This is a genomic window from Marinobacter sp. EN3, assembly GCF_000475315.1.
In the GTDB taxonomy this organism is placed as follows: Bacteria; Pseudomonadota; Gammaproteobacteria; order Pseudomonadales; family Oleiphilaceae; genus Marinobacter; species Marinobacter nauticus.
In genome coordinates this window covers 1-25,005 of record NZ_AXCC01000027.1, presented here as the reverse complement: position 1 = coordinate 25,005, position 25,005 = coordinate 1, and the positions used below count along the sequence as shown (strand labels likewise).

Genomic DNA, 25,005 nt, shown 5'->3' with positions numbered 1-25,005 from the left:
GAATCGGACGATTATACATGGTCGTCTTGATCGCGGCGAACCTGGCTAGCGTTTCCGCATATCATGCACCCGAGCTTCAATGCCCAGTGCCCGCAACTGCTTGTAATGCCTCCGCGCCTGGTTCAATACCGCCGGGTCATTGTGGGCCACCAGGGCCAGGCGGCGGTATTGGTCAGCGTCTTCAGGCAGGGTTGAGGACAAGACGATCACGGTATCCCAGTCCACCGCGGCTGGCGGGTAGAGCAGGATGCCGACAGGATCGGTGCAGGGGGTGGTTGGGTCTTGGGCGATACTGTGGGGGATGAAGGCTTCGGGGGTGAAGTTCCACAGCAGGTCGTCGAGTTCCACGGCCTGTTCTTCGGTGTCACAAAGAACGCACACACGGTCGCCCTGCTGCCAGGCTTTGTCCACGAGTTTGGCGGCGTGGAGGTTGCGGGCGGCGTGGGTGTTCTGGGCGAGGATGTGGAACCAGTAGCGCTGGTTTTTATCGTCCCGGCCGGAGGGGCCGGCAGCGAGGCTGCCGGGCTCCGGGGAAGGGTTTGGCTGGTTATCCTGCATGGGTCATCAGGTAGTCGACCAGCAGGGGGACCGGGCGGCCGGTGGCGCCTTTGGCTTTGCCGGAGTTCCAGGCGGTGCCCGCGATATCCAGGTGGGCCCAGCGGTAGTCCTTGGCGAAGCGGCTCAGGAAGCAGGCGGCGGTAATGGTGCCCGCGGGGCGGCCGCCAATGTTGGCCATGTCTGCGAAGTTGCTGTCGAGCTGGCTCTGGTATTCGTCCCACAGAGGCAGGCGCCAGGCGCGGTCGCCGGTGCGTTCGCCGGCGGCGAGCAGTTCGTTCGCAAGCTCGTCGTTGTTGGACAACAGGCCAGTGGCGTGACTGCCCAGGGCGATAATGCAGGCGCCGGTGAGGGTGGCCATGTCGACCACGGCTGCCGGGTCAAATTTCTTCACGTAGGTGAGGGCGTCGCACAGCACCAGGCGGCCTTCGGCGTCCGTGTTGAGGATTTCGACGGTCATGCCGCTCAGGGTTTTGACGATATCGCCGGGGCGGGAGGCGCCGCCGTCTGGCATGTTTTCAGCGGCAGCGATCACGGCAACCACGTTGATCTTGGGTTTGGTTTCAGCCAGGACTTTCATGGTGCCGAAAACGCTGGCAGAACCGCCCATATCGTATTTCATTTCGTCCATGCCCTCGCCCGGCTTGAGGCTGATGCCGCCGGTGTCGAAGGTGATGCCTTTCCCCACCAGTACGTAGGGCTTGTCTTTGGCCTTGCCGCCACGGTATTCCATCACGATCAGGCGCGGAGGCTGCTTGGAACCTTTGCCTACGGCCAGGATGGTGTTCATGCCCAGTTTTTCCATCTGCTTCTCGTCCAGAACTTCGGTCTGGATGGAGTCGTAGTCTTTGGCCATGGCCTTGGCCTGTTCGGCAAGCCAGACCGGGTGGCAGATGTTGGGTGGAGTGTTGCCCAGGTCTTTGGTGTAGTTCATGCCGCGGCCGGTGGCCAGGCCAAGGTTGAAAGCATCTTTCAGGGACTTGCCGGCGCCGGATGCCTGTACCACAACTTTTTTCAGTTTGCGGGCGGCAGGCTTGTCGCTTTTGAATTCGGTGAAGGTGTAGAGCTGGTCTTCCAGAATCCGGCCAATCAGGTTTAGCCGGGCTTCTTCAGAGCTGACCGCAGCTTCGCCCTGAACCGCAGTATCGGTCAGGCTGATCAGTGCACTTTTGGAGGGGCCATCTTTCAATGCGCCGGTCATGGCAATCAGGCTCTTACGATAGGCTGTGGCTGTGCGGTCTGCATCTTTGCCGGTGCCAATTACCACAACGCGCTGCCAGGGTTGATCCACCAGGGGCAGGGTATTCACGGAGGCGTTCTTGCCGGTCAGGTCGCCGGCTTTCTCGAGTTGCTTGATCAGTCCGCCCAGCGCGTCGTCTGCCGCTTTGGTGGATTCTGGCCACTCGCCTTTCTCAGGCAGGCCGATAACCAGGCAGTCGGCTTTGGTGGCTGTGATGGCTTTGCTGCTCAGGCTGAAATTCATGGCAACTCTCATGGCAACTCCGTTGTCAGATTATGCTTTATTCAATTGAATTGAATGTTGATGGCAATGCTCATAAGGATTGGGGCAAAGCCTTTATTAATCAAGCCGGGTGCCCGCTTCGTTACGATGGTTTTATCGTGTAGGCCCCGTACTGTCATTCGTCGGCGAGGTTACATAGAATACGCGCTGTTCTCCTTAACCTCCATCTCCAATGACGGCGCCGCCAGAGAGGCTGATTTGAGTATTATCTTCCGTTACCTCATTCGCCAGATCATGGTCAGTATGCTTGCAGTGTCAGGCATTCTGTTGCTGGTGTTCATGAGTGGGCGTTTTATCAAGTATCTGGCCGATGCTGCTGAGGGCGAGATTGCGGCCGGCGTCCTGTTTGCGATTATGGGGTATCGTTTCCCCGGGTTTCTGGAATTAATTCTGCCCCTGGGCCTGTTTATCGGAATTCTGCTGGCCTATGGCCGGATGTACCTCGAAAGCGAGATGACGGTGTTGTTCGCCTGCGGTGTGAGTGAAAAGCAGTTGCTGGCGAAAACGTTACTTGGAGCGCTGCCGGTCATGCTGGTGGTGGGGGCCATGAGCCTTTACATCTCTCCCTGGGGCATGAAACAGGTGGAGCACATCTTTAACGAGCAGCGAAAGGCTACCGAGTTTGAAATGCTGGCCCCGGGGCGGTTTCAGGACTTTACCTCCGGCGATCGGGTGACTTACACCGAAGCCCTGAGCGACGACAAGCGCCAGTTGCAGGGGGTGTTTATTGCCGAGTACGACAAGGATGGTAAGGGTGTCACTCTGATCACTGCGGAGTCTGGCTCCCAGTTCATTGATGAGGAAACCGGCAGCCGGTTTCTGGTGCTGGAGGATGGTGGTCGTTTTCAGGGGGCTCCCGGCCAGCTTGATTACAATGTCACTGAATTTGAAGCCTACGGTTTGAAGATTGTCAGCGGCCAGGAGGGCAGCAAAGAGCTGGAGGAAGGCCTGAGTACGCTGGCGCTTTGGAACTCGGATGATCCGGAAGACCGGGCTCTCTTGCACTGGCGAATATCGTTACCGTTGATTGTGCCCATCGTCACCTTGCTGGCCGTGCGGCTCAGTCGGGTGAATCCCCGGCAGGGGCGGTTTTTCCATCTGTTGCCAGCCATGCTGGTTTACATCACCTATCTGGGCTTACTGATTGTGGCGCGGGATGCGCTGGCGGATGAAAAGGTGCCTGAATGGGTGGGTATGCTCTGGGTGCATGCGCTGTTCCTGGCGCTCGGCCTGTGGCTGCAGTTTGGCCCCGGGTGGCTGAACCGTCGTCGTCTTGAGAGGGAGGGGCGCCAGCGTGCATAAGATCGATGGTTATGTCATGCGTACCGTTGGCGGCGCCATGTTCCTGGTTATGGTTGTGGTGTTGTCGCTGGATGTGATCTTTGCATTCATTGCTGAACTGGAAGACACGCGCAACGAATATCAAACCCTGCAGGCGTTGTGGTATGTGGCGCTGACCTTGCCCCGGCGAATCTACGATTACCTGCCTCTTGGTGCCTTCATGGGTTGCCTTGTCGGCCTGGGCTCCATGGCCAGTTCCTCGGAGCTGACGGTGATCCGGGCAGCCGGCGTGTCGCTCAAACGCATTGTCTGGTCTGCCATGAAGCCGGCGCTGATCGTGGTTCTGCTCGGCGTGGCGATTGGTGAGTATGTCGCGCCGACCACCGAACGTATTGCCCAGAGTGACAAGGCGGTGGCCTTGGGTGCGGGGAGCAGCGTGGCTTCCGCCGAAGGGGTGTGGCATCGGGAAGGCAATACCTTCATGCACCTGAATGCGGTTCAGCCAAACGGTGTGTTGCATGGGGTTTCGCTGTTCCGGTTTGACGATGCCCGGCAATTGCGGGTTGCCAGCTTCGCCGAGCGTGCCATCTACCAGGGCGACTATTGGTTGCTGGAGAACGTGACCTCCACTCGCATTGAGCCGGAGCGGACCGTGCGTGATGTGAGTGCGTCACTGCGTTGGGAGACCGGCCTGTCGCCGAGCGTGCTGAGTGTGCTGATTGTGAAGCCGGAGAATCTGTCGATGACGGGCCTGTATACCTACGCGGCCTATCTCGGAGAGCAGGGGCTGAGTGCGGCGCAATACTGGCTCGCGTTCTGGAAAAAGGCGCTGATGCCCCTGGGCACGGCGGTGATGGTGTTGGTCGCCATCTCCTTTGTGTTCGGGCCACTGCGGTCTGTGACCATGGGGTTCCGGGTATTTACCGGTCTGCTGGTGGGATTGCTGTTCAAGTATATGCAGGATCTGCTGGGGCCGATGAGTATGGTTTATGGCTTTAATCCGCTGATTGCAGTGCTGGCTCCGATTGTTGTTAACGGTATTGTCGGAGCCGTCCTGATGCGTCGGGCGGGGTAGCGCCAGACCTATTTCTTCTCGGGCCTGGCCACCTGAACAACCACGCTGTTGGAGGTGCGGTCGGTCAGCGACAACCCATTGATGGGATAGAACAACGCGATGATGGCCGGGATGCTGAGCAGCAACGTCAGCGCGCCCAGGTAGTAGGCGCCGAGAATGCTCAGGAAAACGACGATCGCAGCGGTAACATAGCGAATCAGGGCCTGGGTCCAGCTCACGGAGGTGCCATCAAGATTCTCGATGCGAACGCGCCATACCTGCATGCCGAGGGTCTGGCCGATGCGGGTCCAGAAGTAGGCGAAAAACAGATACAGCACCAGAAACAGAACGAAGGTCAGCCCCGGGTCTCCTGAGAGTTCACCGGCTTCGGCCATTTGTTCATAGCGATCCCAACCCGTAATCCATCCCGCAATCATGGTGTACACCCAGCTGGCGACAAGCAGCACGGCGATACTGATCAGTCCATCGTAAATGATGGCCAGGGCACGTTTCAGTCCGGTCGCCGGTGGCAGAAGTTCATCGGCTTCATGAAAGCGTCGGGGCATGGCGTCTCCTGTGAGTTTTCACGTTTTTCAAGTTCTCGGCGTGTGCTAGAGTAGCCGATTTGCACACGCATGTAAGTAATCGCATTTAACCTCAGACCCGGCGGTTCATTCGGCGGGTGTCTGGCAAGGTGTATCAGGTCGAAAGGTATCAAAGGTCTATGAAAACCGCAGAGTTGCGACAAGCATTCCTCGAATATTTCCAGCAGCAAGGGCATGCCATTGTGCCCAGCAGTTCACTGGTACCCCACGATGATCCCACTCTGCTGTTTACCAACGCGGGGATGAACCAGTTCAAGGATCTTTTCCTCGGCCGCGAGGAGCGCGACTATACACGAGCGACCAGCTCCCAGAAATGCGTGCGTGCCGGCGGCAAGCACAATGATCTGGAGAACGTGGGCTATACAGCGCGCCACCATACCTTCTTCGAGATGCTTGGCAACTTCAGCTTCGGCGATTACTTCAAGCGCGAGGCCATTAATTTTGCCTGGACTTTCCTGACTGGCGAACAGCACCTCAACCTGCCCCAGGAGAAGCTGTGGGTAACGGTTTACGCCGAAGACGACGAAGCCTTTGATATCTGGAACCAGGAGATCGGTGTACCGGCGGAACGGATTGTGCGCATCGGCGACAACAAAGGCGCCCGCTACGCCTCCGATAACTTCTGGCAGATGGGTGATACAGGACCCTGTGGCCCGTGCACCGAGATTTTCTACGATCACGGCCCGGATGTGGCGGGTGGGCCTCCCGGCAGCCCGGAAGAAGACGGCGACCGCTACATTGAAATCTGGAACGTGGTTTTCATGCAGTACAACCGCACCGCCGACGGCGAGATGCTGAACCTGCCCAAGCCCTCGGTGGACACCGGCATGGGGCTTGAGCGAATTGCTGCGGTTCTGCAGGGTGTTCACAGTAACTACGAAATCGACCTGTTCCAGGACCTGTTGAAGGCGGCATCCGACATCCTGGGTGGTGCGGCCACCACAGAAGCGTCTCTGCGCGTGGTGGCGGACCATATCCGTTCTTGCGCCTTCCTGATTGCCGACGGCGTGATGCCGTCCAACGAAGGTCGCGGCTTTGTTCTGCGCCGAATCATTCGTCGCGCAGCTCGCCACGGCAACAAGCTCGGTGCTACCCAGCCGTTTTTCTACAAGCTTACCGGCGCTCTGGTTGAACTGATGGGCGAGGCTTATCCGCAGCTGGTGAGTAGTCGCAAGCAGATCGAAAAGGTGTTGCTGCAGGAGGAAGAGCAGTTCGCCAAGACCCTGGACAAAGGCCTGCGCCTGCTGGAGCAGGACATTGCGGAGCTGAAGGGTACCGAGATTCCCGGTGAAACCGTGTTTACCCTTTACGATACCTATGGGTTTCCGGTCGATCTGACCAACGATATTGCCCGCGAGCGTGGCCTGACTCTGGATTACGAAGGCTACGAAAAAGCCATGGAGGCCCAGCGCGACCGGGCTCGTGCCGCCAGCAAGTTTGGTATCGACTACAATGCCGCCGGCATCACGATTGAGGGCAAGACCGAGTTTACCGGTTATGACCACGTCGACGGCCATGAACGTATCCGCACGGTGCTGGTCAACGGTGAGGAGCGTAACGCGGAAGCGGGTGATGAGTGTGTGGTGGTATTGGAGCGCACGCCGTTCTATGCGGAGTCTGGTGGTCAGGTGGGTGATACCGGCCTGCTGACCTGGAGCGGTGGCCGCTTCCAGGTAACCGACACCCGCAAAGAAGGGGATAACCATCTGCATGTGGGCACCCTGATTGAAGGTGAGCTGTTCCCCGGGCTGGAAGTGGATGCGCGGATTGATCATGCCCGTCGTGAGCGCACCAAGCGCAACCACTCGGCTACGCACCTGCTGCATGCGGCTCTGCGCAATATCCTGGGTGAACACGTTACCCAGAAGGGCTCGCTGGTCGACCCGGACAAACTGCGATTCGACTTCTCCCATTTCGAAGCCGTGACGCCGGAGCAGCTGAGAGAGATCGAGCGTACGGTTAACGAACAGATCCTGGAGAACACGCCGGTAGATATCGACATTACCGATATGGATACCGCGAAGGAAAAAGGAGCGATGGCTCTGTTCGGCGAGAAGTACGGCGATGTAGTACGGGTGCTCACCATGGGTACCGACAAATACTCTGTTGAACTGTGTGGTGGTACTCACGTTGCCCGTACCGGCGATATCGGGTTGTTCCGCATTACCTCCGAAAGCGGCATTTCCTCTGGCGTTCGTCGTATTGAGGCTGTAACCGGGTTGGGTGCGCTGGAATGGGTTGATGAAACCGAGCGTACACTGCGCGAGACCGCACGTCTGGTTAAGGGCACCCGTGATTCTGTCGTCGACAAGGTCAAGCAGGTTCTGGACCGCAATCGCCAGCTTGAGAAGGATGTCGATGCCCTGAAAGCAAAACTGGCGAGTTCCGCGGGTACTGATCTGGCTGGTTCCGCGGTCGAAGTGGCAGGCCTGAAGGTGGTGGCCTCCGAGATGGAAGGCGCTGACCGCAAGGCCTTGATGGAAACTGCGGATCAGCTCAAAAACAAGCTGGGCGAGGGCGTTGTGGTGCTGGCCACTGTTGAAGACGGAAAGGTGGTGCTGGTGGCCGGTGTTACCAAGTCCGCCACCAACCGCATCAAGGCTGGCGACTTGATGAAGCATCTGGCCTCGCTGGTAGATGGCAAAGGCGGCGGTCGCCCCGACATGGCCCAGGGTGGTGGTAATGATCCATCCCGTCTGGCCGAAGCCCTCGCTGGTGTACCGGCCTGGGTTGAGCAAAATATCGGGTAAACAACTGTTTTCTGATACGGGCGGAGGTTTATAATCCCGCCCGTTTGTTTTTAATGGCGGGGCGCCCAGTCCCGTTGTGACACCCCGTTTCGGAGTTTGGGAAACATGGCTCTGCTGGTTCAGAAATTTGGTGGTACGTCCGTCGGGACAACCGAGCGGATTGAAGCGGTAGCTGACAAGGTCTGTCGGTTCCGCAAAGAAGGGCACGATGTCGTGGTTGTGGTCTCGGCCATGAGCGGTGAAACCAACCGTTTGATTGCACTCGCCAACGATATTATGGATGAGCCTACCCCCCGTGAGATGGACGTTCTGGTTTCCACCGGCGAGCAGGTGACCATTGCCCTGTTGTCCATGGCGCTCCAGAAGCGGGGCTGCGATGCCCGGTCCTACACCGGTTCCCAGGTCAGGATTCTCACCGACAGCAGCCATACCAAGGCGCGTATCAAGCAGATTGATGAGCAGCGCATGCGGGAAGATCTGGATGCCGGTCGGGTGGTCGTGGTAGCCGGCTTCCAGGGCATTGATGACAACGGCAATATCACCACGCTCGGCCGTGGCGGTTCTGACACCACGGCGGTTGCCCTGGCGGCGGCACTGAAAGCCGATGAATGCCAGATCTATACTGATGTAGATGGTGTTTACACAACTGACCCCAGGGTAGTGGACAGTGCCCGCCGGTTGGAGCGCATTACATTTGAAGAAATGCTCGAGATGGCTAGTCTGGGTTCTAAGGTACTCCAGATTCGCTCAGTTGAGTTTGCAGGTAAATACAACGTTCCATTAAGGGTGTTGTCCAGCTTTCAGGAAGGCGAGGGCACCCTGATTACTTTTGAGGATGAGAACGCCATGGAACAACCGGTTGTTTCCGGCATTGCTTTCAATCGTGACGAAGCCAAGCTGACGATCTCTGGTGTGCCCGATACACCGGGCAGCGCACTGCGGATTCTCAAGCCCGTCAGTGATGCTAATATCGAAGTAGATATGATTGTTCAGAACGTGGGCGAGGATAACAAGACTGCCTTTACGTTTACGGTGCATCGCAACGATTTCAAACGGGCCCAGGAAGTGTTGCGCAGTGTTACCGCTGAGCTGGGTGCCGGTGAAGTGGGTGGAGATACCAAGATCGCGAAGGTCAGCATCGTAGGCGTGGGTATGCGCTCCCATGCGGGCGTTGCAACCAAGATGTTTGAAGCGCTGTCCAATGAGGGCATCAATATTCAGATGATCTCCACGTCAGAAATCAAGATTTCGGTGGTGATTGATGAGAAGTATCTCGAGCTTGCCGTTCGCGCACTGCACAGTGCGTTCGAGCTGGATAAAGCCGGGGTGGAGGAGAGTGCCTGAGGCAGGAGGTCTCAAATGCTCTCTGATCAAGGTCATTGAAGATAGCTATCAGGATTCAGGTAAGTATAAGTATTTCTGCGTCTTTAGTGTCTGAAGTGATCTCATTATAAAAGCAATAAGTAAACAGTAGTGTTTGTCGGAACAGGTAGCTCTGGAATAGGGAGTAAGGGATATGTTGATTTTGACTCGCCGTGTTGGCGAAACCCTCATGATCGGCGACGAAATTACCGTCACCGTTCTGGGTGTAAAGGGGAATCAGGTACGCATCGGTGTGAACGCGCCAAAAGATGTGGCGGTTCACCGCGAAGAAATCTATCAGCGAATTCAATCTGAAAAAGGCTCCGAAGAGCCGGAATCGGGCAATCGTTGATCAGTTAAAAAGCCGTTCGAGGGTAACCCGGACGGCTTTTTTGATTGTGGGGAAAATCGGCCAGAAAAAAGTCGTGTCAACCCTATGAAAACAGAAAAATTATGGTAGTATACGCCCCGTTCTCAAGGAGAGGTGGGTGAGTGGCTGAAACCAGTTCCCTGCTAAGGAACCGTACGAGCAATCGTACCGAGGGTTCGAATCCCTCCCTCTCCGCCATTTTCTCCCCGGAGAGAAGTGAGAACAGTTGAGGTAGCACTCAACGTTGCGATGCGCGGCTGTAGCTCAGCTGGATAGAGTACCTGGCTACGAACCAGGCGGTCGGAGGTTCGAATCCTCCCAGCCGCGCCAACATCGCAAACCAGTTTCAAGCGGCTGTAGCTCAGCTGGATAGAGTACCTGGCTACGAACCAGGCGGTCGGAGGTTCGAATCCTCCCAGCCGCGCCATATTAAAGTCAAAGCGCCTCAGTTTGTGTACCCACAGGCTGAGGCGTTTTGCTATACAAAATAAAAAACCCCGCCTTGTGCGGGGTTTTTTATTGTCTTTACCACATCAAATCGTCGGGGATTTCATACCCTGCATACGGGTCGTCTTCGCCTGCGTCATCCTGTTTACGATCATGCATTGAGATGATGGCGCTCTCATCGCGCTCCATAATCTTGCGGGCCACCCTGTCCGGGACGATCTCATAGTGGTCACCCAGCGCCACAATGGCCAGACGACCGCGAGAGAGTTGGTCCACCATCTGTTCGTTCACCAGAATCTTCTTGATCTTCTTGCCGTCGACAAACTGGTAGGAGGTTTCGCCGCGGCTCCGGTCCAGGCGATTGGTTTCAATCAGCTGCCGAATCTGTGCCTGAATCGCCTTTTTCTCAGCCTCTTTCTTGCGCTCGAGGTTGAGCTGCCGATCCCGCTCGGCCTTTTCCTGGCGAGCCTTGCGGGCGCGCTCTTCGGCTTCGTTTACAGTCGTGGCGCCTTTGGGCTGTTGCTTTCTCTGTTTTCGTTTTTCATTTCGTACTTCCCGGGCTTTCTTTTCGTCGGCCAGCCCGGCCTTTAATAACTGTTCCTGCAGTGAGGCCATCAGCGACTCCGTGAATTCATGATAAACTGGTGCAATCAAACGTTAAGTATACGCCGTCAGCATTCTCTCAATAACCCATCACAACCCACCCCACGGATTTTTCTATGTCATCTTTTAAAGCGCTTGGTCTTTCCGCGGCCATGCAGGCCAATCTTGATCAATTGGGTTACCAGCAACCTACGCCGGTTCAGGCAGAGGCGGTTCCGCTTGCGTTGGCGGGCAAGGACGTGATTGCCATGGCGCAAACCGGCAGCGGCAAGACAGCGGCGTTCGGGATACCGATTATCGAGACCATCGATCCGCGACGCTTCCAGGTTCAGAGTCTTGTTCTTTGTCCCACCCGGGAACTGGCGGATCAAGTGGCCAAAGCGTTGCGAGAGTTGGCACGGGCCAAAGATAACGTGAAGGTGCTGACGTTGTGTGGTGGTGTGCCTATCGGGCCCCAGATCGGGTCGCTCAGCCATGGCGCTCATATCGTCGTGGGCACGCCCGGCCGGGTAGATGACCACCTGCGCAAAGGTACGCTTTCGCTGGATGGCTTGAAAGTGCTGGTGCTGGACGAGGCGGACCGCATGCTGGATATGGGGTTCGAGGAGGTGGTCACCAGTATCGTCTCCCAATCTCCCGGTGGCAGGCAGACGCTGCTGTTCTCCGCCACCTGGCCGCCGGCCATCAGAAAGCTGAGCGAGCAATTCCAGAGCAAGCCGGAAGACGTGCGGGTGGAATCAAAAGCGGCCGCCATCACCATTGAAGAATCCTTTTACGAAATCCAGCCCGACCAGCGGGCGGCGGCCGTGGCAGCACTGCTTTCCCGTTTTCAGCCGGTGTCGTCTCTGGTGTTCTGTACCACCAAACGGGACTGTGATGAGCTGTCGGATGAACTGGGTCGTCTCGGCTTTTCGGCGTTGTCGCTACACGGCGATCTGGACCAGCGCGAACGGGACAGCGCTCTGGTTCGATTTGCCAACCAGAGTTGTACGGTTCTGGTGGCTACCGATGTGGCGGCAAGGGGGCTCGACATCAAAGGGCTACCACTGGTCATCAATGCCGAGCCTGCGCGGGATCCCGAGGTACACACCCATCGGGTGGGCCGTACCGGCCGGGCAGGCGAGCAGGGGCATGCGGTTACTCTTTGCACTCCGCGCCAGGGCCACAAGATTACGCGCCTGGAAGCGGAGCGGGGCGAGCCGGTGTTGTGGGGCGATACGGAGGCGTTGCTGGCGGAGGCGTTGCGCCCGGTTACGCCGGCCATGAAAACGCTATGCCTGGCTGGCGGCCGCAAAGACAAGGTGCGCCCTGGCGACGTGATGGGAGCTCTCACCGGCGAGGCCGGTATTCCCGGCGCTGCCGTTGGCAAAATCGATCTGTTCGATTTTCAGTGCTTCGTGGCGGTTGAATCCCGATGGGCGGCCCAGGCGCTGGCGCGGCTGGAGAAAGGTAAGGTGAAAGGTCGGAAATTCCGGGTTAGATATGCATGATTAAAGCCTGATGAGGCTGTTGCAGCAGGTGTCATTTCAGGCCGGGACGCTCGGAAAGTCCCTATAGAAATGCGTGCTTCAGGTTGCTCCTGGTCATTGAAAACGGTAAATTACGCAGGATTTTGCCTCCCGAATTGTTCCGCCGGGCCATTAGACTTTAGTTTTAGTGGTGGCTTGTCGGGCGGTACGGGGAAATCAACAAACCAATACAGGTAGCTGTTCGATATGAATGAGCTGATGTCACAAGCCGTAGACTTGATGATTGCCGGCATGGGCTTCGTGTTCGTGTTCCTGATTATTCTGGTATTCGCGACCGGCCTGATGTCCAAAATCATCCTGCGGTTTGCGCCGCCAGAGCCGGCAACCCCGGCCAGAACGCCACGTGCCAAGCCGAAGGCGCCCACGTCGGTTGACCCTGACACCGCCGAGGCCATCAAGAAGGCGATTGCACAATACCGGTCACGCCACAAGAAGTGACCCCGGTACACGATTAGAACCTTTTAACAGAAGGCTGACACGATGACTGACACGAAAAAACCGCTGGGGATTACGGACGTAATTCTGCGTGACGCCCACCAATCCCTGCTCGCCACCCGCATGCGTCTGGACGACATGCTGCCAATCGCCGAGAAACTCGACAAAGTGGGTTTCTGGTCGCTGGAATCCTGGGGTGGGGCTACCTTTGATGCCTGTATCCGTTACCTGGGCGAAGACCCCTGGGAGCGCATCCGCGAACTTAAAAAAGCCATGCCCAATACTCGCCAGCAGATGCTTCTGCGCGGCCAGAACCTGTTGGGCTATCGTCACTATGCGGATGATGTGGTTGACCGTTTCTGTGAGCGTGCCGCCGAGAACGGCGTAGACGTGTTCCGTATTTTTGATGCCATGAACGATCCCCGCAACATGGATCGCGCGATCAAGGCCGTTCGCAAGACCGGCAAGCATGCCCAGGGTACGATTGCTTACACCACCAGCCCTGTGCACACCATCGATATGTGGGTAGATCTGGCGAAAGAAGTCGCCGACATGGGCGCAGATTCCATCGCGATCAAGGACATGGCTGGTATTCTCAAGCCGTATGTGGCCTATGATCTGGTCAGTCGCCTGAAGAAAGAGCTGGATATCCCCATCCACATGCAGTGCCACGCCACCACCGGCATGTCGACCGCCACCGCCATCAAGGCTGCGGAAGCCGGTATCGATAACGTGGATACTGCTATTTCCTCCATGAGCATGACCTATGGTCACTCGCCCACCGAGGCGGTTGTGGCCATCCTGGAAGGTACCGATCGTGACACCGGTCTTGATCTGAACCTCCTGGAAGAAATTGCCGCCTATTTCCGCCAGGTGCGCAAGAAGTACGCGAAGTTCGAGGGCAGCCTGCGCGGCACTGATTCCCGCATCCTGATTGCCCAGGTTCCGGGCGGTATGCTGACTAACATGGAAAACCAGCTGCGTGAGCAGAACGCAAGCGACAAGTTTGACCAGGTGCTGGAAGAAATTCCCAAGGTTCGTGAAGACCTGGGCTTCATTCCGCTGGTGACCCCGACCTCGCAGATTGTCGGCACCCAGGCGGTACTGAATGTTCTGACCGGCGAGCGTTACAAGTCCATCTCCAAGGAAACCTCCGCCATTCTGAAGGGTGAGTACGGCGCAGCGCCAGCCCCCATGAACAAAGAGCTGCAGGAGCGTGTTCTGGATGGCAAGGAAGTCATGACCTGTCGCCCTGCAGATGTGCTTGAACCGGAAATGGACAAGCTGACCGACGAGCTCAAGAAGCTGGCGGACGAGAAGGGCATCAAGCTGGCCGACAATCTTGAAGACGACGTGCTGACCTACGCGCTGTTCCCACAGATCGGCCTGAAGTTCCTGGAGAACCGCAACAACCCGGATGCGTTCGAGCCGGTCCCGACCGCAGAAGACGCCGCGCCGGCCAAGAAAGCCGCGGGCCCGGAGACTTACACCGTGGACGTTAACGGCAAGAAGTTTGTGGTGGCGGTTTCTGAAGGTGGCGAGATTACCCAGATCCAGGGTGACGGTGGCACCGCGTCTGCTCCGGCCGCTTCCTCTGCACCTGCTCCGGCGGCAGGCGAAGGCGAGCCTCTGGTGGCGCCGCTGGGCGGTAACATCTTCAAGGTTCTGGTTTCCCCGGGTGACACCGTTGAGGAAGGTGACGTGCTGATTATCCTCGAAGCCATGAAGATGGAAACCGAGGTTCGCGCACCGAAAGCCGGTACTATCGGCGAAGTCTTCATCAAGGTCGGTGATGCCGTCTCCCCTGATGATGAAATGCTGACAATCGCATAAGGGCCAGCATTCCATGGATAAATTAATGACACTGTGGACAGGCAGTGGCCTGTTCAACATCGAGCTGGGCCAGGTGATCATGATCGCTATTGGCCTGTTGCTTCTCTATCTTGCGATCAACAAGAAGTTTGAGCCGTTGCTGCTGGTGCCCATCGGGTTTGGTGGCATTCTGGCGAATATTCCGGAGGCAGGGCTTGCCCTGACTGCGGCTGAAAACGCTATTCACTTTGCTTTGCAGGGTGGCAACTCCAAGGTTCTGGCTGCACTGGCGGCGCCGCTGGATGTGGCCTATCAGGTCGGACAGGCGATTACGCCTGAGTTGAAAGAAGCCTTCAAAGTAGCGGTGAAAGAAGCCAGTTATTCCGAAATGGCGATGGCCAACTCCATTGCGCAGGATTACGGCTACGGCAATGGCATGCTGTATAACTTCTACTCTGTGATTATCGGCAGTACCGTTGGTCCTCTGCTGATTTTCATGGGTGTAGGGGCGATGACCGATTTCGGCCCTTTGCTTGCTAACCCCAAAACCCTGCTTCTGGGTGCGGCTGCGCAGTTCGGTATTTTCGGTACCGTTATTGGCGCGGCGTTGCTGGACTGGACGGGGATACTGGAGTTCAATATCCTCGAGGCCGCTGCAATCGGCATCATTGGTGGCGCCGACGGCCCCACCTCCATCTACGTATCCAGCGTACTGGCCCCGCATCTTCTGGGTGCGATTGCCGTCTCTGCTTATGCGTACATGGCGCTGGTGCCGATGATCCAGCCGCCGATCATGAAGGCGCTGACCAGCGAGAAAGAGCGTGCCATCAAGATGTCGCAGCTGCGCCCGGTGAGCAAGAAAGAGAAGATTGTCTTCCCTCTGGTTGTTCTGATTGCCGTGGTTCTGTTCCTGCCCGATGCGGCTCCGCTGCTGGGTATGTTCTGCTTCGGTAACCTGATGCGTGAGTGTGGCGTGGTAGAGCGTCTGAGCGATACCGCACAGAACGCGCTGATCAACATCGTAACCATCTTCCTGGGTCTGTCTGTTGGCTCCAAGCTGATGGCCGACAAGTTCCTGGATGGCCAGACGCTGGGTATCCTGGGCCTGGGTATTGTGGCTTTCGGTGTAGGCACCGCTTCCGGTGTACTGATGGCGAAACTGATGAACAAGTTCACCAAGGAAGCGATCAACCCGTTGATTGGCTCCGCAGGTGTATCCGCGGTGCCGATGGCGGCGCGGGTCTCCAACAAGGTGGGCCTGGAAGCCAACCCGCAGAACTTCCTGCTGATGCACGCAATGGGTCCGAACGTGGCCGGTGTTATTGGCTCTGCGGTTGCAGCGGGGGTAATGATCAAGCTGCTCGGCTGATCCTTACCGACACTGCCCTGAAAACCCCGCCTTTGGCGGGGTTTTTGCGTTTGTGGTCAGTGGAAATCCCGGGAGCTGACCGGTAGCGAGTTGATCAGATGGCTCAAGTCAGACAGCTTGCCGGCCATGACATGAACGATATCCCCCTCTTTTTCGATAACTCCTTTTACGTGTAACAACCGGGCGGTGAGCAACGGTTTGCGTTGGCGGCGGGCGGTGTCTAGCCAGACGACGACGTTGACGTTGCCGGTTTCGTCTTCAAGGGTGACGAAGGTGACGCCGGAGGCGGTGCCGGGGCGTTGGCGGCCGGTGACCAGGCCGGCTACTTGTACGGGGATGCCGGGACGGGTGGCTTTGAGTTGGTCGGCGGTGAGGCAATGGCGCAGGTGGCCTTGTTCGCGGAGCAGGGCGAGGGGATGTCTTTGTAGTGTTAAACCCTGGCTGCTGTAGTCGGCCAGTACGTTTTGCCCTTCGGTGGGCTCCGGGAGCAGGTGGCAGGGTTCCGGTGTGTATTCGGCCATGGCTTCGTTAGCGAAGAGTTCGACGGGTTCTTCGTGTTCGAGAAGTTGCCAGTAGGCCTGGTGGCGGTTGCTGGTGAAGCCGGGCATGGCGTTGGCGCCGGCGAGAAGTTCCATGTTGCTCTGGTTGAGGCCAGCGCAGGTGCGCAATTCGGCGGCGCTTTGGTAACCGTTTGACGGGCGGTTCTGGTGGACGCGCTCGGCGCCATTGCGAGACAGGCCTTGAATGATTCTAAGGCCAAGGCGCAGGTGCTGCTCCTGACCTTGCAGGGTGTGCTGCCACTGGCTGTGGTTGACGTCTGGTGGCAGCACGGAAACGTTGTGGCGCCGGGCATCCTGAACCAGTTGGCTGGGCGAGTAAAAGCCCATTGGCTGGCTGTTGAGCAGGGCGCAATAGAACGCTGCCGGGTGATGGCGTTTGATCCAGGCGGAGACGTACACCAGCAAGGCAAAGCTGGCGGCATGGGATTCCGGAAATCCATAGCCACCAAAGCCGCAGATCTGTTTGTACAGGCGCTCGGCGAAGTCGGCATCGTGGCCCCGCTCCAGCATGCCCTGAATCAGTTTGTCGCGGAAGGGTGTCAGATCGCCATGGGATTTCCAGGCCGCCATGGCGCGGCGAAGTTTATCGGCCTCGCCCGCACTGAAACCGGCGGCAACCATGGCCAGTTTGATGACCTGTTCCTGGAAGATCGGCACCCCGAGGGTGCGCTCCAGCACCTGGCGTACGGCATCGTTGGGGTATTCTACTGCTTCCATGCCGTGTTTTCGGCGCAGGTAGGGGTGCACCATGTCGCCTTGTATGGGGCCCGGGCGAACGATGGCGACTTCGATCACAAGGTCGTACCAGGTTTCCGGTTTCAGCCGCGGTAGCATGTTGATCTGGGCGCGGGACTCCACCTGAAAGACACCGATACTGTCGCCTTTTTGCAGCATGGCGTAGGTGTCAGGGTCTTCCTGAGGGACATCCTGAATGGTAAACGTCGTGCCTTTCTCTTCACTGATCAGCGCCAGTGCTTTGCGAATGGCGGTGAGCATGCCCAGGGCCAGGATATCCACCTTCATCAACCCCAGGCTTTCCAGGTCGTCTTTGTCCCACTGGATAACCGTGCGCCCTTCCATGGCGGCATTCTCGACAGGCACCAGTTCTGAAAGCGGGCCGGCGCTGATCACGAAACCGCCCACGTGCTGGGACAGGTGGCGTGGAAAGCCCAGCAAGGTGTTCACCAGCGTGAAGAACTGATCCGCGACTTTGGCGCTGCGGGTCAGGCCCTTGTCCAGAATCTGCTGGCGCCAGCCGGTGGTCTTGTCACGCCAGTCGATGCCATCCAGCAGCTTCTCCACCAGTGTGGCATCAAAGCCCAGCGCCTTGCCGACATCCCGAATGGCGCTGCGGGGGCGATAACGAATCACGGTGGCGGCCAGGGCGGCCCGCTCCCGGCCGTAGCGCTGGTAAATGTACTGAATGACCTCCTCACGCCGTTCGTGCTCGAAATCCACATCGATGTCGGGGGGCTCATCCCGGTCTTTGGAGATGAACCGTTCAAACAGCAGTTCCACATTGGCCGGGTTCACCTCGGTGATGCCCAGGCAGTAACAGACCGCGGAATTGGCTGCGGATCCCCGGCCCTGGCAAAGAATGCCCTGGCGCCGGGCAAAGTCGACGATGTCGTGGATGGTGAGAAAATAGTGTTCGTAGCGCAGTTCGGCAATCAGCTCCAGCTCTTTGCGAATCAGTGCCTGCACCTTCATGGGTGTGCCCGATGGGTAACGCCGCCGTTCACCCTCTCGGGTGAGTCGCGCCAGAAACGATGTGGGTGTTTCGTGTTCCGGCACTAAATCGGGAGGGTATTCATAACGCAGGCTGCCAGGCTCAAAGCTGCAGGCTTCGGCGATTGCCACGGTCTCCCGAACCCAGGGCTCGGGGAATAGTCGCCGGATAACCGGTATCGGGCGCAAATAACGCTCGGCATTCTGAAACAGGCAGTGTCCGGCCTGTTCCAGCGTGGTGTGGTGGCGCAGAGCTGTCAGCACGTCCTGTAATGGCTGGCGTTCGCGGCGATGCATATGAACCTGGCCGGTTGCCACCACTGCGCAGCGCATTTGTTCAGCTAACCACCGTACACGGACCAGTTGCTGTTCCTCGCCGGCTTCCAGTGTGCGGGTCGCTGCAAGGCGTAGCCTGTGCTCGAAAATCCGTTGCAGCCATTCGCCGGTGATCAATGCCTGGTGCGCGTTGGTTTGTGATACCAGCGGTGGCAGCCACAGGCAGAGGCAGTGGTCCAGCGAATGGGTTTCGATGTCCCGGGTCAATAACCGGTATTGCCCTTTCTCAGCGCGTCGCCGCCCGGTGGTGATCAATTGGCAAAGCTGACCGTAGCCCTCGCGGGTTCGAGCCAGCAGTATGAACCGGGGTGGGGCAGTGGCGCCCTCGGGAGTATCGCTCAGTTCGAACCAGCTCCCGGTAATCAGCTTTACCGGGCTGTCTTTAAGGGCTGCCCAGGCTCTGGGGATGCCCGCCACCGAGCAGGCATCGGTGATGGCAATTGCCCGATAGCCAAGCTCCGCGGCTTGCTCGGCCAGTTCATGGGGGTGGGAGGCGCCGGTCAGGAAGGTGAAGTTGCTGAAGCAGAACAGCTCGGCGTAATCAGAATCCATCAGCCAAACCACCCGTGTATGTACCAGCCATCGCGGATATCCCGGAACACCCACGCCAACTGGCCGCTGGACAACTGGGCAATATAGTAGTCACGATGCACCCGCTGGCCGTCCCACCAGCCAGCACTGATGCGTTCCGGCCCCGAGAACCATCTGGCCGGAGGTTCTGCCAGTGGGTGTGGCGTGGATAACAGCCATAAAGGGCGCGCAGGCAGGCCAGAGACCTCTGGTGTTTCGCTGTGCCTGCTGGCTGGTTTTATGGCGGAGGCTGTCCAGGCAAACTCCGGGCGGTGGTCTGCCCTCGGTGCAAGCTGTTGCAATGCCTCAGTACCAAGGCGGGCCTGTAAACGACTGGCCAGCGTATGCCAAGCTTCATTCAGGTCCTGTCCATCGCCCAGGAGGTCCTGGCCAACCGGGGCTTCCCGGCCCAGAAACCGCTTTACCGACAGGGACAGACTGATCACCGGTGCCCGCAGCGGGTGCTGATCCAGTTTCAGGCGCAGCAGTTTCAGAAAGCTCTCTGCCCGATGCTCCGGGCCAGTCGTTCGCAACGTTAACCGGGTGGCTTCTTCGTGCCGGTGTTGGAGTAAAAGATGCAGGGTGTCGGTGTCCTGTTGGCGCCAGCACAGGTCTTCTTCCAGCTCGGTCAGAATCCGCTGCAGCGCGAACAAAAGCCCCTGGGCATGCTCCACTTCCTGAATAAAATCGGCCCGCTGGCGGAATCGGTGCGGGGGGTGCCAGGGCGATTTGGGGTCTGGCCTGGTGCCCTGGGCTTTTTGTATACGTGCCAGCAGCTCCGGGGATAGCCTCCGTGCCAGTTCCCGGGCTGGCAGATTGAAGACTTCAGCCAGCGTATTCAGCCCCAGGCGATGCAGGCGGGTACAGGATTTTTCATCAAAACCCGCAGCCACCAGAGGCAGTTTGCCCAGGGCCGTCAGAATGTGGCCTTTGTCTGCGGTGCACTCGCCTTTGCCTGCTTGCGCAAGGAGCTGAGCCGCCAGTGGCGTATGCCCAAGAGCCGGCCAGGCAGTGAGTTGCCGCTCTGCCAGAGCCTGCTCGACCGTTTGCCAAACGGCGGGAAGCCCGCCATATAGCCGCTGGAGGCTGCTGACTTCAGCCCACAGACCGTGCGGCGGCGACAGGGTAATGTGGGCCGCGTAACGATATAGCCAGCGGGCCTGCTCTTCCAGCAGATTGGTTTCCTGTTGAGAATCGAGATGCAGAATCACCAGGTCTGGTGCCAGGCCCAGTGCGGTCTTGAGGCGCATGCCCGGCCGAATACCCAGGTGATCGGCTTCTGGACAAACCTGCAGAATAGCCTGACCGGCAAGATCGACCACCGCAAGTGCGCCCTGAGTTTGCTGGCTACGGCGAACATGATCCAGCAGCAGGTGAGGGAAGTGCAGATACAGCCACAACATGAATCAGGTGGCTCCATCCTGTGACCATGGCCCCTGAATCACACCAGTGGGGTCGCTGGCCTGAATGCCCGCGCGCTGCCCAAGGGCAAGAGTGCAGCGCTGCCCTGGCCAGCTACCACGGCGTTTCAGAATGTTGATCTTGAGATCCTGGTGTTCTCCGGGAATCAATTCCAGCCGAAGCGCGGCCGGTGAATGCTGCTCTGCCTGCCGACGTTCCCGAAACAGAATGCAGACATTGTTACCCGCTTCGGAGGCCAGTTGCAGCCGGCGGATATCCCGGGTGGCCAACTTCCCCGGCCAGGCCATCACCAGGCCTGTGACAGGGGAGCGCAGGCAGTTTTCCAGTGTCCACAGAAAGTCAGCGGAATCGTGAGTTTGAACCAGCACCAGTTGATCGGTATTTACGCCAGCCCTGGCCAGCGCCGGGGCATAAGGTGTGTGGGGCGGGTTCAGCCAGAAAATGGTCTTTCCCTGCCTGGCGACCTTCTGCATAAACGGAAGTACCAGGTGCAGCTCGCCAATGCCACAGCTGTCCAGCAGGCATTCACTCAAGGCACCCTTGGGCCAGCCGAGCCCACCAAGTTGGTTATCCAGAACCTGATACCCCGTGTGCTCCGCCGGAGAGGCGTGTTTCTGGGGCTTATGACCCTGCCAGATACGGGCGTCCTGAAGCAGGTGGTTGAGTGATTTGCTCATGCTTATTTCTCGAGTACTGTTTATATATACAGTATTCGGAAAAAGGGTCGATTTCAACTGCCGGGTTGATAAACGACGGGCGGGCACCCACGATGTGGTTGAAGCCACAAATATAGTGGAGGACGCTATGTCGAATCTTGGCCAGCAAAGCTGCAGCGCCTGCAGTGCCGATGCACCCCAGGTCACGGATGCTGAAAAGCAGACCCTGTTGAAAGACGTGCCTGAATGGCAGTTGATCGTTCAGGATGGGGAAGAGCAGTTACAGCGGGTGTTTACCTTCAAAAACTTTGTCCAGGCCCAGGCCTTTACCAACAAGGTGGCGGACCTGGCGGAAGAAGAAGGCCACCACCCCGCGATATTGTTGGAATGGGGGAAAGCCACCGTACGCTGGTGGACCCATAAAATCGGAGGCCTGCACAAAAACGATTTCATCATGGCCGCCAGAACCGACGAACTCTATTAAAAGGCTTCGTCTACCGGGCTACGAACACCAAAGCCACCCTTGCGAACAACGTGGGTATAAATTTCCGTGGTGCGGACATCGGAATGGCCGAGCAGTTTCTGAATGGTCCGTAAATCGTAGCCCGATTCCAGTAGCCTGGTGGCAAAGCTATGCCGGAAGGTATGGCTGCCCGCCGGTTTATGAATGCCCGCCTCCCTGATAGCGTGTTTGAAGTGCTTTTGCACAGTTCGATCCATCATGTGGTGTCTTCGCCGGATACCCGAGCGAGGATCGATAGAAAGATCCGGCGCGGGAAAAACATACTGCCAATCCGGTTCCTGACTGGCATTGGGGTATTTTTTGGACAAGCCAGCCGGCATATATACCGAGCCACAGCCTTTGGCCAAATCAGCCTGATGCTGCAGAAGTGCCGCATGAATCTGGTTTTGCAGTGGTTGAATCAGACGGTCTGGCAGGAGTGTTATTCGATCTTTGCTGCCTTTCCCTTCGCGAATGATCAACTGCTGCATGCCGAAATCGACGTCTTTGACACGTAAGCGAAGAGCTTCGTTAATCCTCAGGCCGGCACCGTAGATCAGCATGGCCACCAGCTTGAATTCGCCCTTCAGATTATCAATTACCCGCCTGGCCTCGTCCGGGCTGAACACAACCGGAAGCCTCTTGGGCTTTTTTGCCGCTTCATACTCCAGGTTTTCCAATGGTGTTCCCAGAAACTCCCGATAAAGAAATATCAAAGCATTCAAAGCGACACGCTGAGTAGCCACGCTGACATTCGCCTGCAGAACCAGATGAGAAAGAAAAACCTCAACCTCCGCTGTACCCATAGACTCCGGGTGTTTTCGACCATGGAAGCGGATAAAGCGCTTGATCCAGAACACATAGGTTTTCTCGGTTTTATAAGCGAGACCGCGAAGTCGGATAAAATTTCTGAGCCGATCCAGAAAGCGTGTGGATTGCGGAGAAATCGGGCAGCGGATGTCCATATCCTGGCTCCTTGATGGTTATGTATAAATATACAGTATTTGATTTTTCGGGATTGTCAATCAAGTATCCAGAAGCGGAGTTATACGAACGCGTTCGCAAAACTCCGGGAAACCAGGGCGAAATGTTGCTAACCTTCTGATAAGTTTGAAAAGGAGTATCGGGGCGTGCGGAGTTATACGCCCCCAATCTGGAGCAGGGGTGGCTCGAACACGGGCGTATAACTCCGGCGGTAGCCGTGTTGGATTCAGGTAATTTGCTGATTTTATTGGTGAAGCTGGGGTTTCTGAGAGCCGCGTTTTTTGGAGTTATACGAATGCGTGTTATACGAACGGGTTCGTATAATTAGCTGTTATGCGCTTGCAGTCTGGCCGGTTATCTCAGTCATGTAGTCAAAACGAATAGACTCTTCAGGAGAATACATGAACATCACTACTTCGATTTGGTTTTTCATCGTACCTTTTGCAATTGCAGCCGCGATCCCTGGCCCCGCACAAGGTGTGTTGATCTGTCAGGTTCTCTCGCGGGGCGGGCGCGCCAGTGTTTCTTTCATCGTCGGCATGGTGCTGGGAAATGCTGTTTGGTTGGTTGTTGCGATGCTCGGGCTTGCCGCGCTAGCTTTACGCTTTGAGGCTGTTTTTATCACGGTAAAATGGCTCGGCATTGCCTACATTTTGTTCGTCGCTTGGAAGCTCTGGACTCGGGACACCTTGCGGGGACAGCTCACATCCGCGTCCGCGTTTTCCGTTGGGCGCGGCATCCTGGCCGGATCATTCCTGACGCTCAGCAATCCCAAGGCGGTGATCTTCTTTGGGGCTGTGCTGCCCCACGCCTTCGACATGACGGCACTGTCGCTGTCTGAGGTCGGGCTGATCCTAGCTTTGGGACTCGGGATCGACCTTGCGGTCCAATTCGCTTATCTGGCGGCGGCTTTAAAGGTTCGTCGTGCAGCTAGCTCCCCGAAGGTGATGAAGCGGGTGAATAGAACCTCTGCCGGCTTGATGGCTGGTTGTGCGGGCTGGCTGGCGCTCTCCCGGTAGGTTGCATAACTCCTCGGTTCTGATGCAAAAGTTACCGGGAAAGACAGTGATGGCGCATAATTCAGTCGTTATGCATAGGGGGGTAAGTGCATGGTCATCGAGCTACCAACGCCCGAATTACAAGGCTCTGAGCCATTGGTTGAGTGTATTGAGTCTCGGCGCAGCGTAAGAGAATATACGCAGGCACCGCTACCTTTAGGTGTTTTGTCCCAATTGCTTTGGTCGGCCCAAGGCGTAACCGGTGCCGATCAAAAAAGATCAACTCCATCAGCAGGTGGGTTATACCCGCTGTATCTACAAATTGTGGTGCAGCGGGTATCGGAACTTGAGCCCGGTACCTATGAGTATAAGGCTGAAAGCCATTCGCTGGAGCTAGTCGGTAGCTGTATTCCGGAAGGGGCGATGCACGAGCTAGGGATTGGCGATCAACCATGGTTGAAAGAGGCAGCTATCGTCATCGGGGTTTCAGCGAAACTCGGAGTTGCGGTTCGGCACTTTGAATCTCAGCCACCCGAGGGAGAGCGAGGTGCTCGCTATGTATATATGGAAACTGGGGCTTTAGCGCAAAATGTTCATCTCCAGAGTACGGCTCTCGGACTTGGTTGTGTTCTGGTGGCAGGGTTTGATGATGCAAGGGTCAAGGAAGCATTGAGGTTACCCTCAAACTTGGAACCAACTGCACTGCTGTGTATCGGGCAACGGCGGGAGATTTAACAGTGCATAACAATACGCGTCACGCGGATGTCCTTTACGCCGCTTCGCTCTGTAAAGGCCACCGGTGCGCTCAGCGTTATTGGCCCGGCATTCGTGAGTTTTTAGCAGGTGGGGTGCAAAGGCCTTGGCACCGGGATTGGTTGTAAGCCCGCTCACTCTGGTGATCGCCAAGGCCGGAAAATTCGCTGTCTGGTTTGGTTGCCGCAATGGTCAGCGGTGTTGGTATTCATGGCGTGCCCCAGTTGTGGGGCCGTCCGTCTTAAACGGTAATCGGGCCGGTAGCCTTTGGGTTCTGGTCCCTTTCGCCATCCGTCGAGTTGGTGCAAGTTGTCCGGGAGAGGGCATGCGGCCTTTGATTCCAGACTCAACCACGGTGGTGAACGGCCATTAACCAGGCGGTCAACCGGACGCCAAAAGCGTACCGCTTTTGGTTCCCTCCGCTATCGCTCCGGCGCCGGTTACCTCAGCGTTAAATGCCTGGCTCCGGCGTTCTTGGGTTTGGTGTTTGGTCACTGGCTGTCAGTTGTCTTCGGGCAGAACACAGCCCTCGGTTTGGCGACGGTTTTCGCGGCCAATTCGGTGTTTGGGTCGCGGGGCCATCCGGCGTAAACATCGGGCTGTTTCCGCTTGTTCAGTGTTCTGGTTCCTAGCGCCATGGGTTGCGCTGGTGCAAAGTATCGGGAGTAGGCATTCAGCATTGGGTGCCGCAATAAATTGCCGGGCAGCTCCGGCATCTAACCAGTCGCAGCAGTTCGTGGCCTACGGCCACCGGACGCCCTTGTCAGGGCGCCGCTGTGCTTCAGCGTGTGTGCCGGGCATG

Annotated in this window: 20 protein-coding genes and 3 tRNA genes; 15 read left to right on the top strand and 8 right to left on the bottom strand. The window is 57.4% G+C overall.

The annotated features are described in order from the left end of the window. Nucleotides 1-45: 45 nt before the first annotated feature. Together Q675_RS29675 and Q675_RS29670 are read right to left on the bottom strand one after the other, a co-directional pair. On the bottom strand, nucleotides 46-558 hold the full coding sequence (locus Q675_RS29675) for a DNA polymerase III subunit chi (RefSeq protein WP_023007874.1): 513 nt from the start codon (nucleotides 556-558) through the stop codon (nucleotides 46-48). Continuing rightward, nucleotides 548-2,038, bottom strand: coding sequence for a leucyl aminopeptidase (locus Q675_RS29670; RefSeq protein ID WP_031209656.1), 1,491 nt, complete (start codon nucleotides 2,036-2,038; stop codon nucleotides 548-550). Before Q675_RS29670 ends, Q675_RS29675 begins: the two co-directional genes overlap by 11 nt. Nucleotides 2,039-2,275: 237 nt before the next feature. On the opposite strand from Q675_RS29670, the gene lptF reads away from it, so the two are divergent. Further along, a complete protein-coding gene (gene lptF / locus Q675_RS29665) occupies nucleotides 2,276-3,379 on the top strand; it encodes an LPS export ABC transporter permease LptF (protein ID WP_014421881.1) in 1,104 nt (367 codons plus the stop codon). Further along, nucleotides 3,372-4,433, top strand: coding sequence for an LPS export ABC transporter permease LptG (lptG, locus tag Q675_RS29660; RefSeq protein ID WP_014421880.1), 1,062 nt, complete (start codon nucleotides 3,372-3,374; stop codon nucleotides 4,431-4,433). The genes lptF and lptG overlap by 8 nt, the downstream gene beginning before the upstream one ends. An 8-nt stretch (nucleotides 4,434-4,441) precedes the next feature. Here lptG and Q675_RS29655 read toward each other — a convergent pair whose 3' ends face one another. Continuing rightward, nucleotides 4,442-4,978: an RDD family protein gene (locus Q675_RS29655; RefSeq protein WP_023011362.1), complete on the bottom strand. Its 537-nt coding sequence runs from the start codon at nucleotides 4,976-4,978 to the stop codon at nucleotides 4,442-4,444. 158 nt (nucleotides 4,979-5,136) lie between these two features. On the opposite strand from Q675_RS29655, the gene alaS reads away from it, so the two are divergent. The 6 genes from alaS to Q675_RS29625 all read left to right on the top strand — a co-directional run bounded on the left by alaS (nucleotide 5,137) and on the right by Q675_RS29625 (nucleotide 9,926). Beyond that, entirely contained in the window at nucleotides 5,137-7,767 is a 2,631-nt protein-coding gene (gene alaS, locus Q675_RS29650; RefSeq protein WP_023011361.1) for an alanine--tRNA ligase, read from the top strand. 105 nt (nucleotides 7,768-7,872) lie between these two features. Continuing rightward, nucleotides 7,873-9,111 carry an aspartate kinase gene (locus tag Q675_RS29645; RefSeq protein WP_023007871.1) on the top strand — a complete coding sequence of 413 codons (1,239 nt, stop codon included), beginning with the start codon at nucleotides 7,873-7,875 and terminating at the stop codon, nucleotides 9,109-9,111. 172 nt (nucleotides 9,112-9,283) lie between these two features. Beyond that, nucleotides 9,284-9,481 (top strand): carbon storage regulator CsrA, encoded by a 198-nt coding sequence (gene csrA, locus Q675_RS29640; RefSeq protein WP_011784483.1) that lies wholly within the window; start codon nucleotides 9,284-9,286, stop codon nucleotides 9,479-9,481. A 126-nt stretch (nucleotides 9,482-9,607) separates the two neighbouring features. Beyond that, nucleotides 9,608-9,697: transfer RNA gene (locus Q675_RS29635), tRNA-Ser, on the top strand. A gap of 55 nt (nucleotides 9,698-9,752) precedes the next feature. Further along, a tRNA-Arg gene (locus tag Q675_RS29630) sits at nucleotides 9,753-9,829 on the top strand. A 20-nt stretch (nucleotides 9,830-9,849) separates the two neighbouring features. Continuing rightward, nucleotides 9,850-9,926, top strand: a tRNA-Arg gene (locus Q675_RS29625). Nucleotides 9,927-10,024: 98 nt separating this feature from the next. On the opposite strand, the gene Q675_RS29620 is transcribed toward Q675_RS29625, so the two are convergent. Beyond that, nucleotides 10,025-10,561 carry a DUF2058 domain-containing protein gene (locus Q675_RS29620; RefSeq protein WP_011784484.1) on the bottom strand — a complete coding sequence of 179 codons (537 nt, stop codon included), beginning with the start codon at nucleotides 10,559-10,561 and terminating at the stop codon, nucleotides 10,025-10,027. 104 nt (nucleotides 10,562-10,665) lie between these two features. Here Q675_RS29620 and dbpA point away from each other — a divergent pair, with 104 nt between their 5' ends. From dbpA to Q675_RS29600, 4 genes are all read left to right on the top strand, one after another. Next, nucleotides 10,666-12,039 carry an ATP-dependent RNA helicase DbpA gene (gene dbpA / locus Q675_RS29615; RefSeq protein WP_022991728.1) on the top strand — a complete coding sequence of 458 codons (1,374 nt, stop codon included), beginning with the start codon at nucleotides 10,666-10,668 and terminating at the stop codon, nucleotides 12,037-12,039. Between the two features lie 225 nt (nucleotides 12,040-12,264). Next, nucleotides 12,265-12,516, top strand: a complete 252-nt coding sequence (locus Q675_RS29610; protein WP_011784486.1) for an OadG family protein — start codon at nucleotides 12,265-12,267, stop codon at nucleotides 12,514-12,516. Nucleotides 12,517-12,558: 42 nt separating this feature from the next. Next, nucleotides 12,559-14,346, top strand: a complete 1,788-nt coding sequence (gene oadA / locus Q675_RS29605) for a sodium-extruding oxaloacetate decarboxylase subunit alpha (protein ID WP_023011360.1) — start codon at nucleotides 12,559-12,561, stop codon at nucleotides 14,344-14,346. 13 nt (nucleotides 14,347-14,359) lie between these two features. Then, nucleotides 14,360-15,694 carry a sodium ion-translocating decarboxylase subunit beta gene (locus tag Q675_RS29600; protein WP_031209652.1) on the top strand — a complete coding sequence of 445 codons (1,335 nt, stop codon included), beginning with the start codon at nucleotides 14,360-14,362 and terminating at the stop codon, nucleotides 15,692-15,694. A 56-nt stretch (nucleotides 15,695-15,750) separates the two neighbouring features. On the opposite strand, the gene Q675_RS29595 is transcribed toward Q675_RS29600, so the two are convergent. From Q675_RS29595 to imuA, 3 genes are read right to left on the bottom strand one after another with little or no spacing between them, the layout of a single operon-like run. Then, nucleotides 15,751-18,870, bottom strand: coding sequence for an error-prone DNA polymerase (locus tag Q675_RS29595; protein WP_023011359.1), 3,120 nt, complete (start codon nucleotides 18,868-18,870; stop codon nucleotides 15,751-15,753). Beyond that, complete coding sequence (locus Q675_RS29590; protein ID WP_023011358.1) at nucleotides 18,870-20,291, bottom strand: Y-family DNA polymerase; 1,422 nt, start codon at nucleotides 20,289-20,291, stop codon at nucleotides 18,870-18,872. The genes Q675_RS29595 and Q675_RS29590 overlap by 1 nt, the downstream gene beginning before the upstream one ends. Before the next feature lie 3 nt (nucleotides 20,292-20,294). Then, entirely contained in the window at nucleotides 20,295-20,987 is a 693-nt protein-coding gene (imuA, locus tag Q675_RS29585; protein WP_023011357.1) for a translesion DNA synthesis-associated protein ImuA, read from the bottom strand. Between the two features lie 127 nt (nucleotides 20,988-21,114). On the opposite strand from imuA, the gene Q675_RS0119175 reads away from it, so the two are divergent. Further along, nucleotides 21,115-21,450, top strand: a complete 336-nt coding sequence (locus Q675_RS0119175; RefSeq protein ID WP_011784492.1) for a 4a-hydroxytetrahydrobiopterin dehydratase — start codon at nucleotides 21,115-21,117, stop codon at nucleotides 21,448-21,450. Here Q675_RS0119175 and Q675_RS29580 read toward each other — a convergent pair. Further along, nucleotides 21,447-22,433 carry an integron integrase gene (locus Q675_RS29580; protein ID WP_023011355.1) on the bottom strand — a complete coding sequence of 329 codons (987 nt, stop codon included), beginning with the start codon at nucleotides 22,431-22,433 and terminating at the stop codon, nucleotides 21,447-21,449. The genes Q675_RS0119175 and Q675_RS29580 overlap by 4 nt on opposite strands. 420 nt (nucleotides 22,434-22,853) lie before the next feature. On the opposite strand from Q675_RS29580, the gene Q675_RS29575 reads away from it, so the two are divergent. Then, nucleotides 22,854-23,471 carry a LysE family translocator gene (locus tag Q675_RS29575; RefSeq protein ID WP_022993460.1) on the top strand — a complete coding sequence of 206 codons (618 nt, stop codon included), beginning with the start codon at nucleotides 22,854-22,856 and terminating at the stop codon, nucleotides 23,469-23,471. 90 nt (nucleotides 23,472-23,561) lie between these two features. Then, the gene (locus Q675_RS37885; RefSeq protein WP_031211402.1) at nucleotides 23,562-24,185 is read left to right on the top strand and encodes a SagB/ThcOx family dehydrogenase; all 624 of its coding nucleotides are present in this window, start codon (nucleotides 23,562-23,564) and stop codon (nucleotides 24,183-24,185) included. Nucleotides 24,186-25,005: the final 820 nt, after the last annotated feature.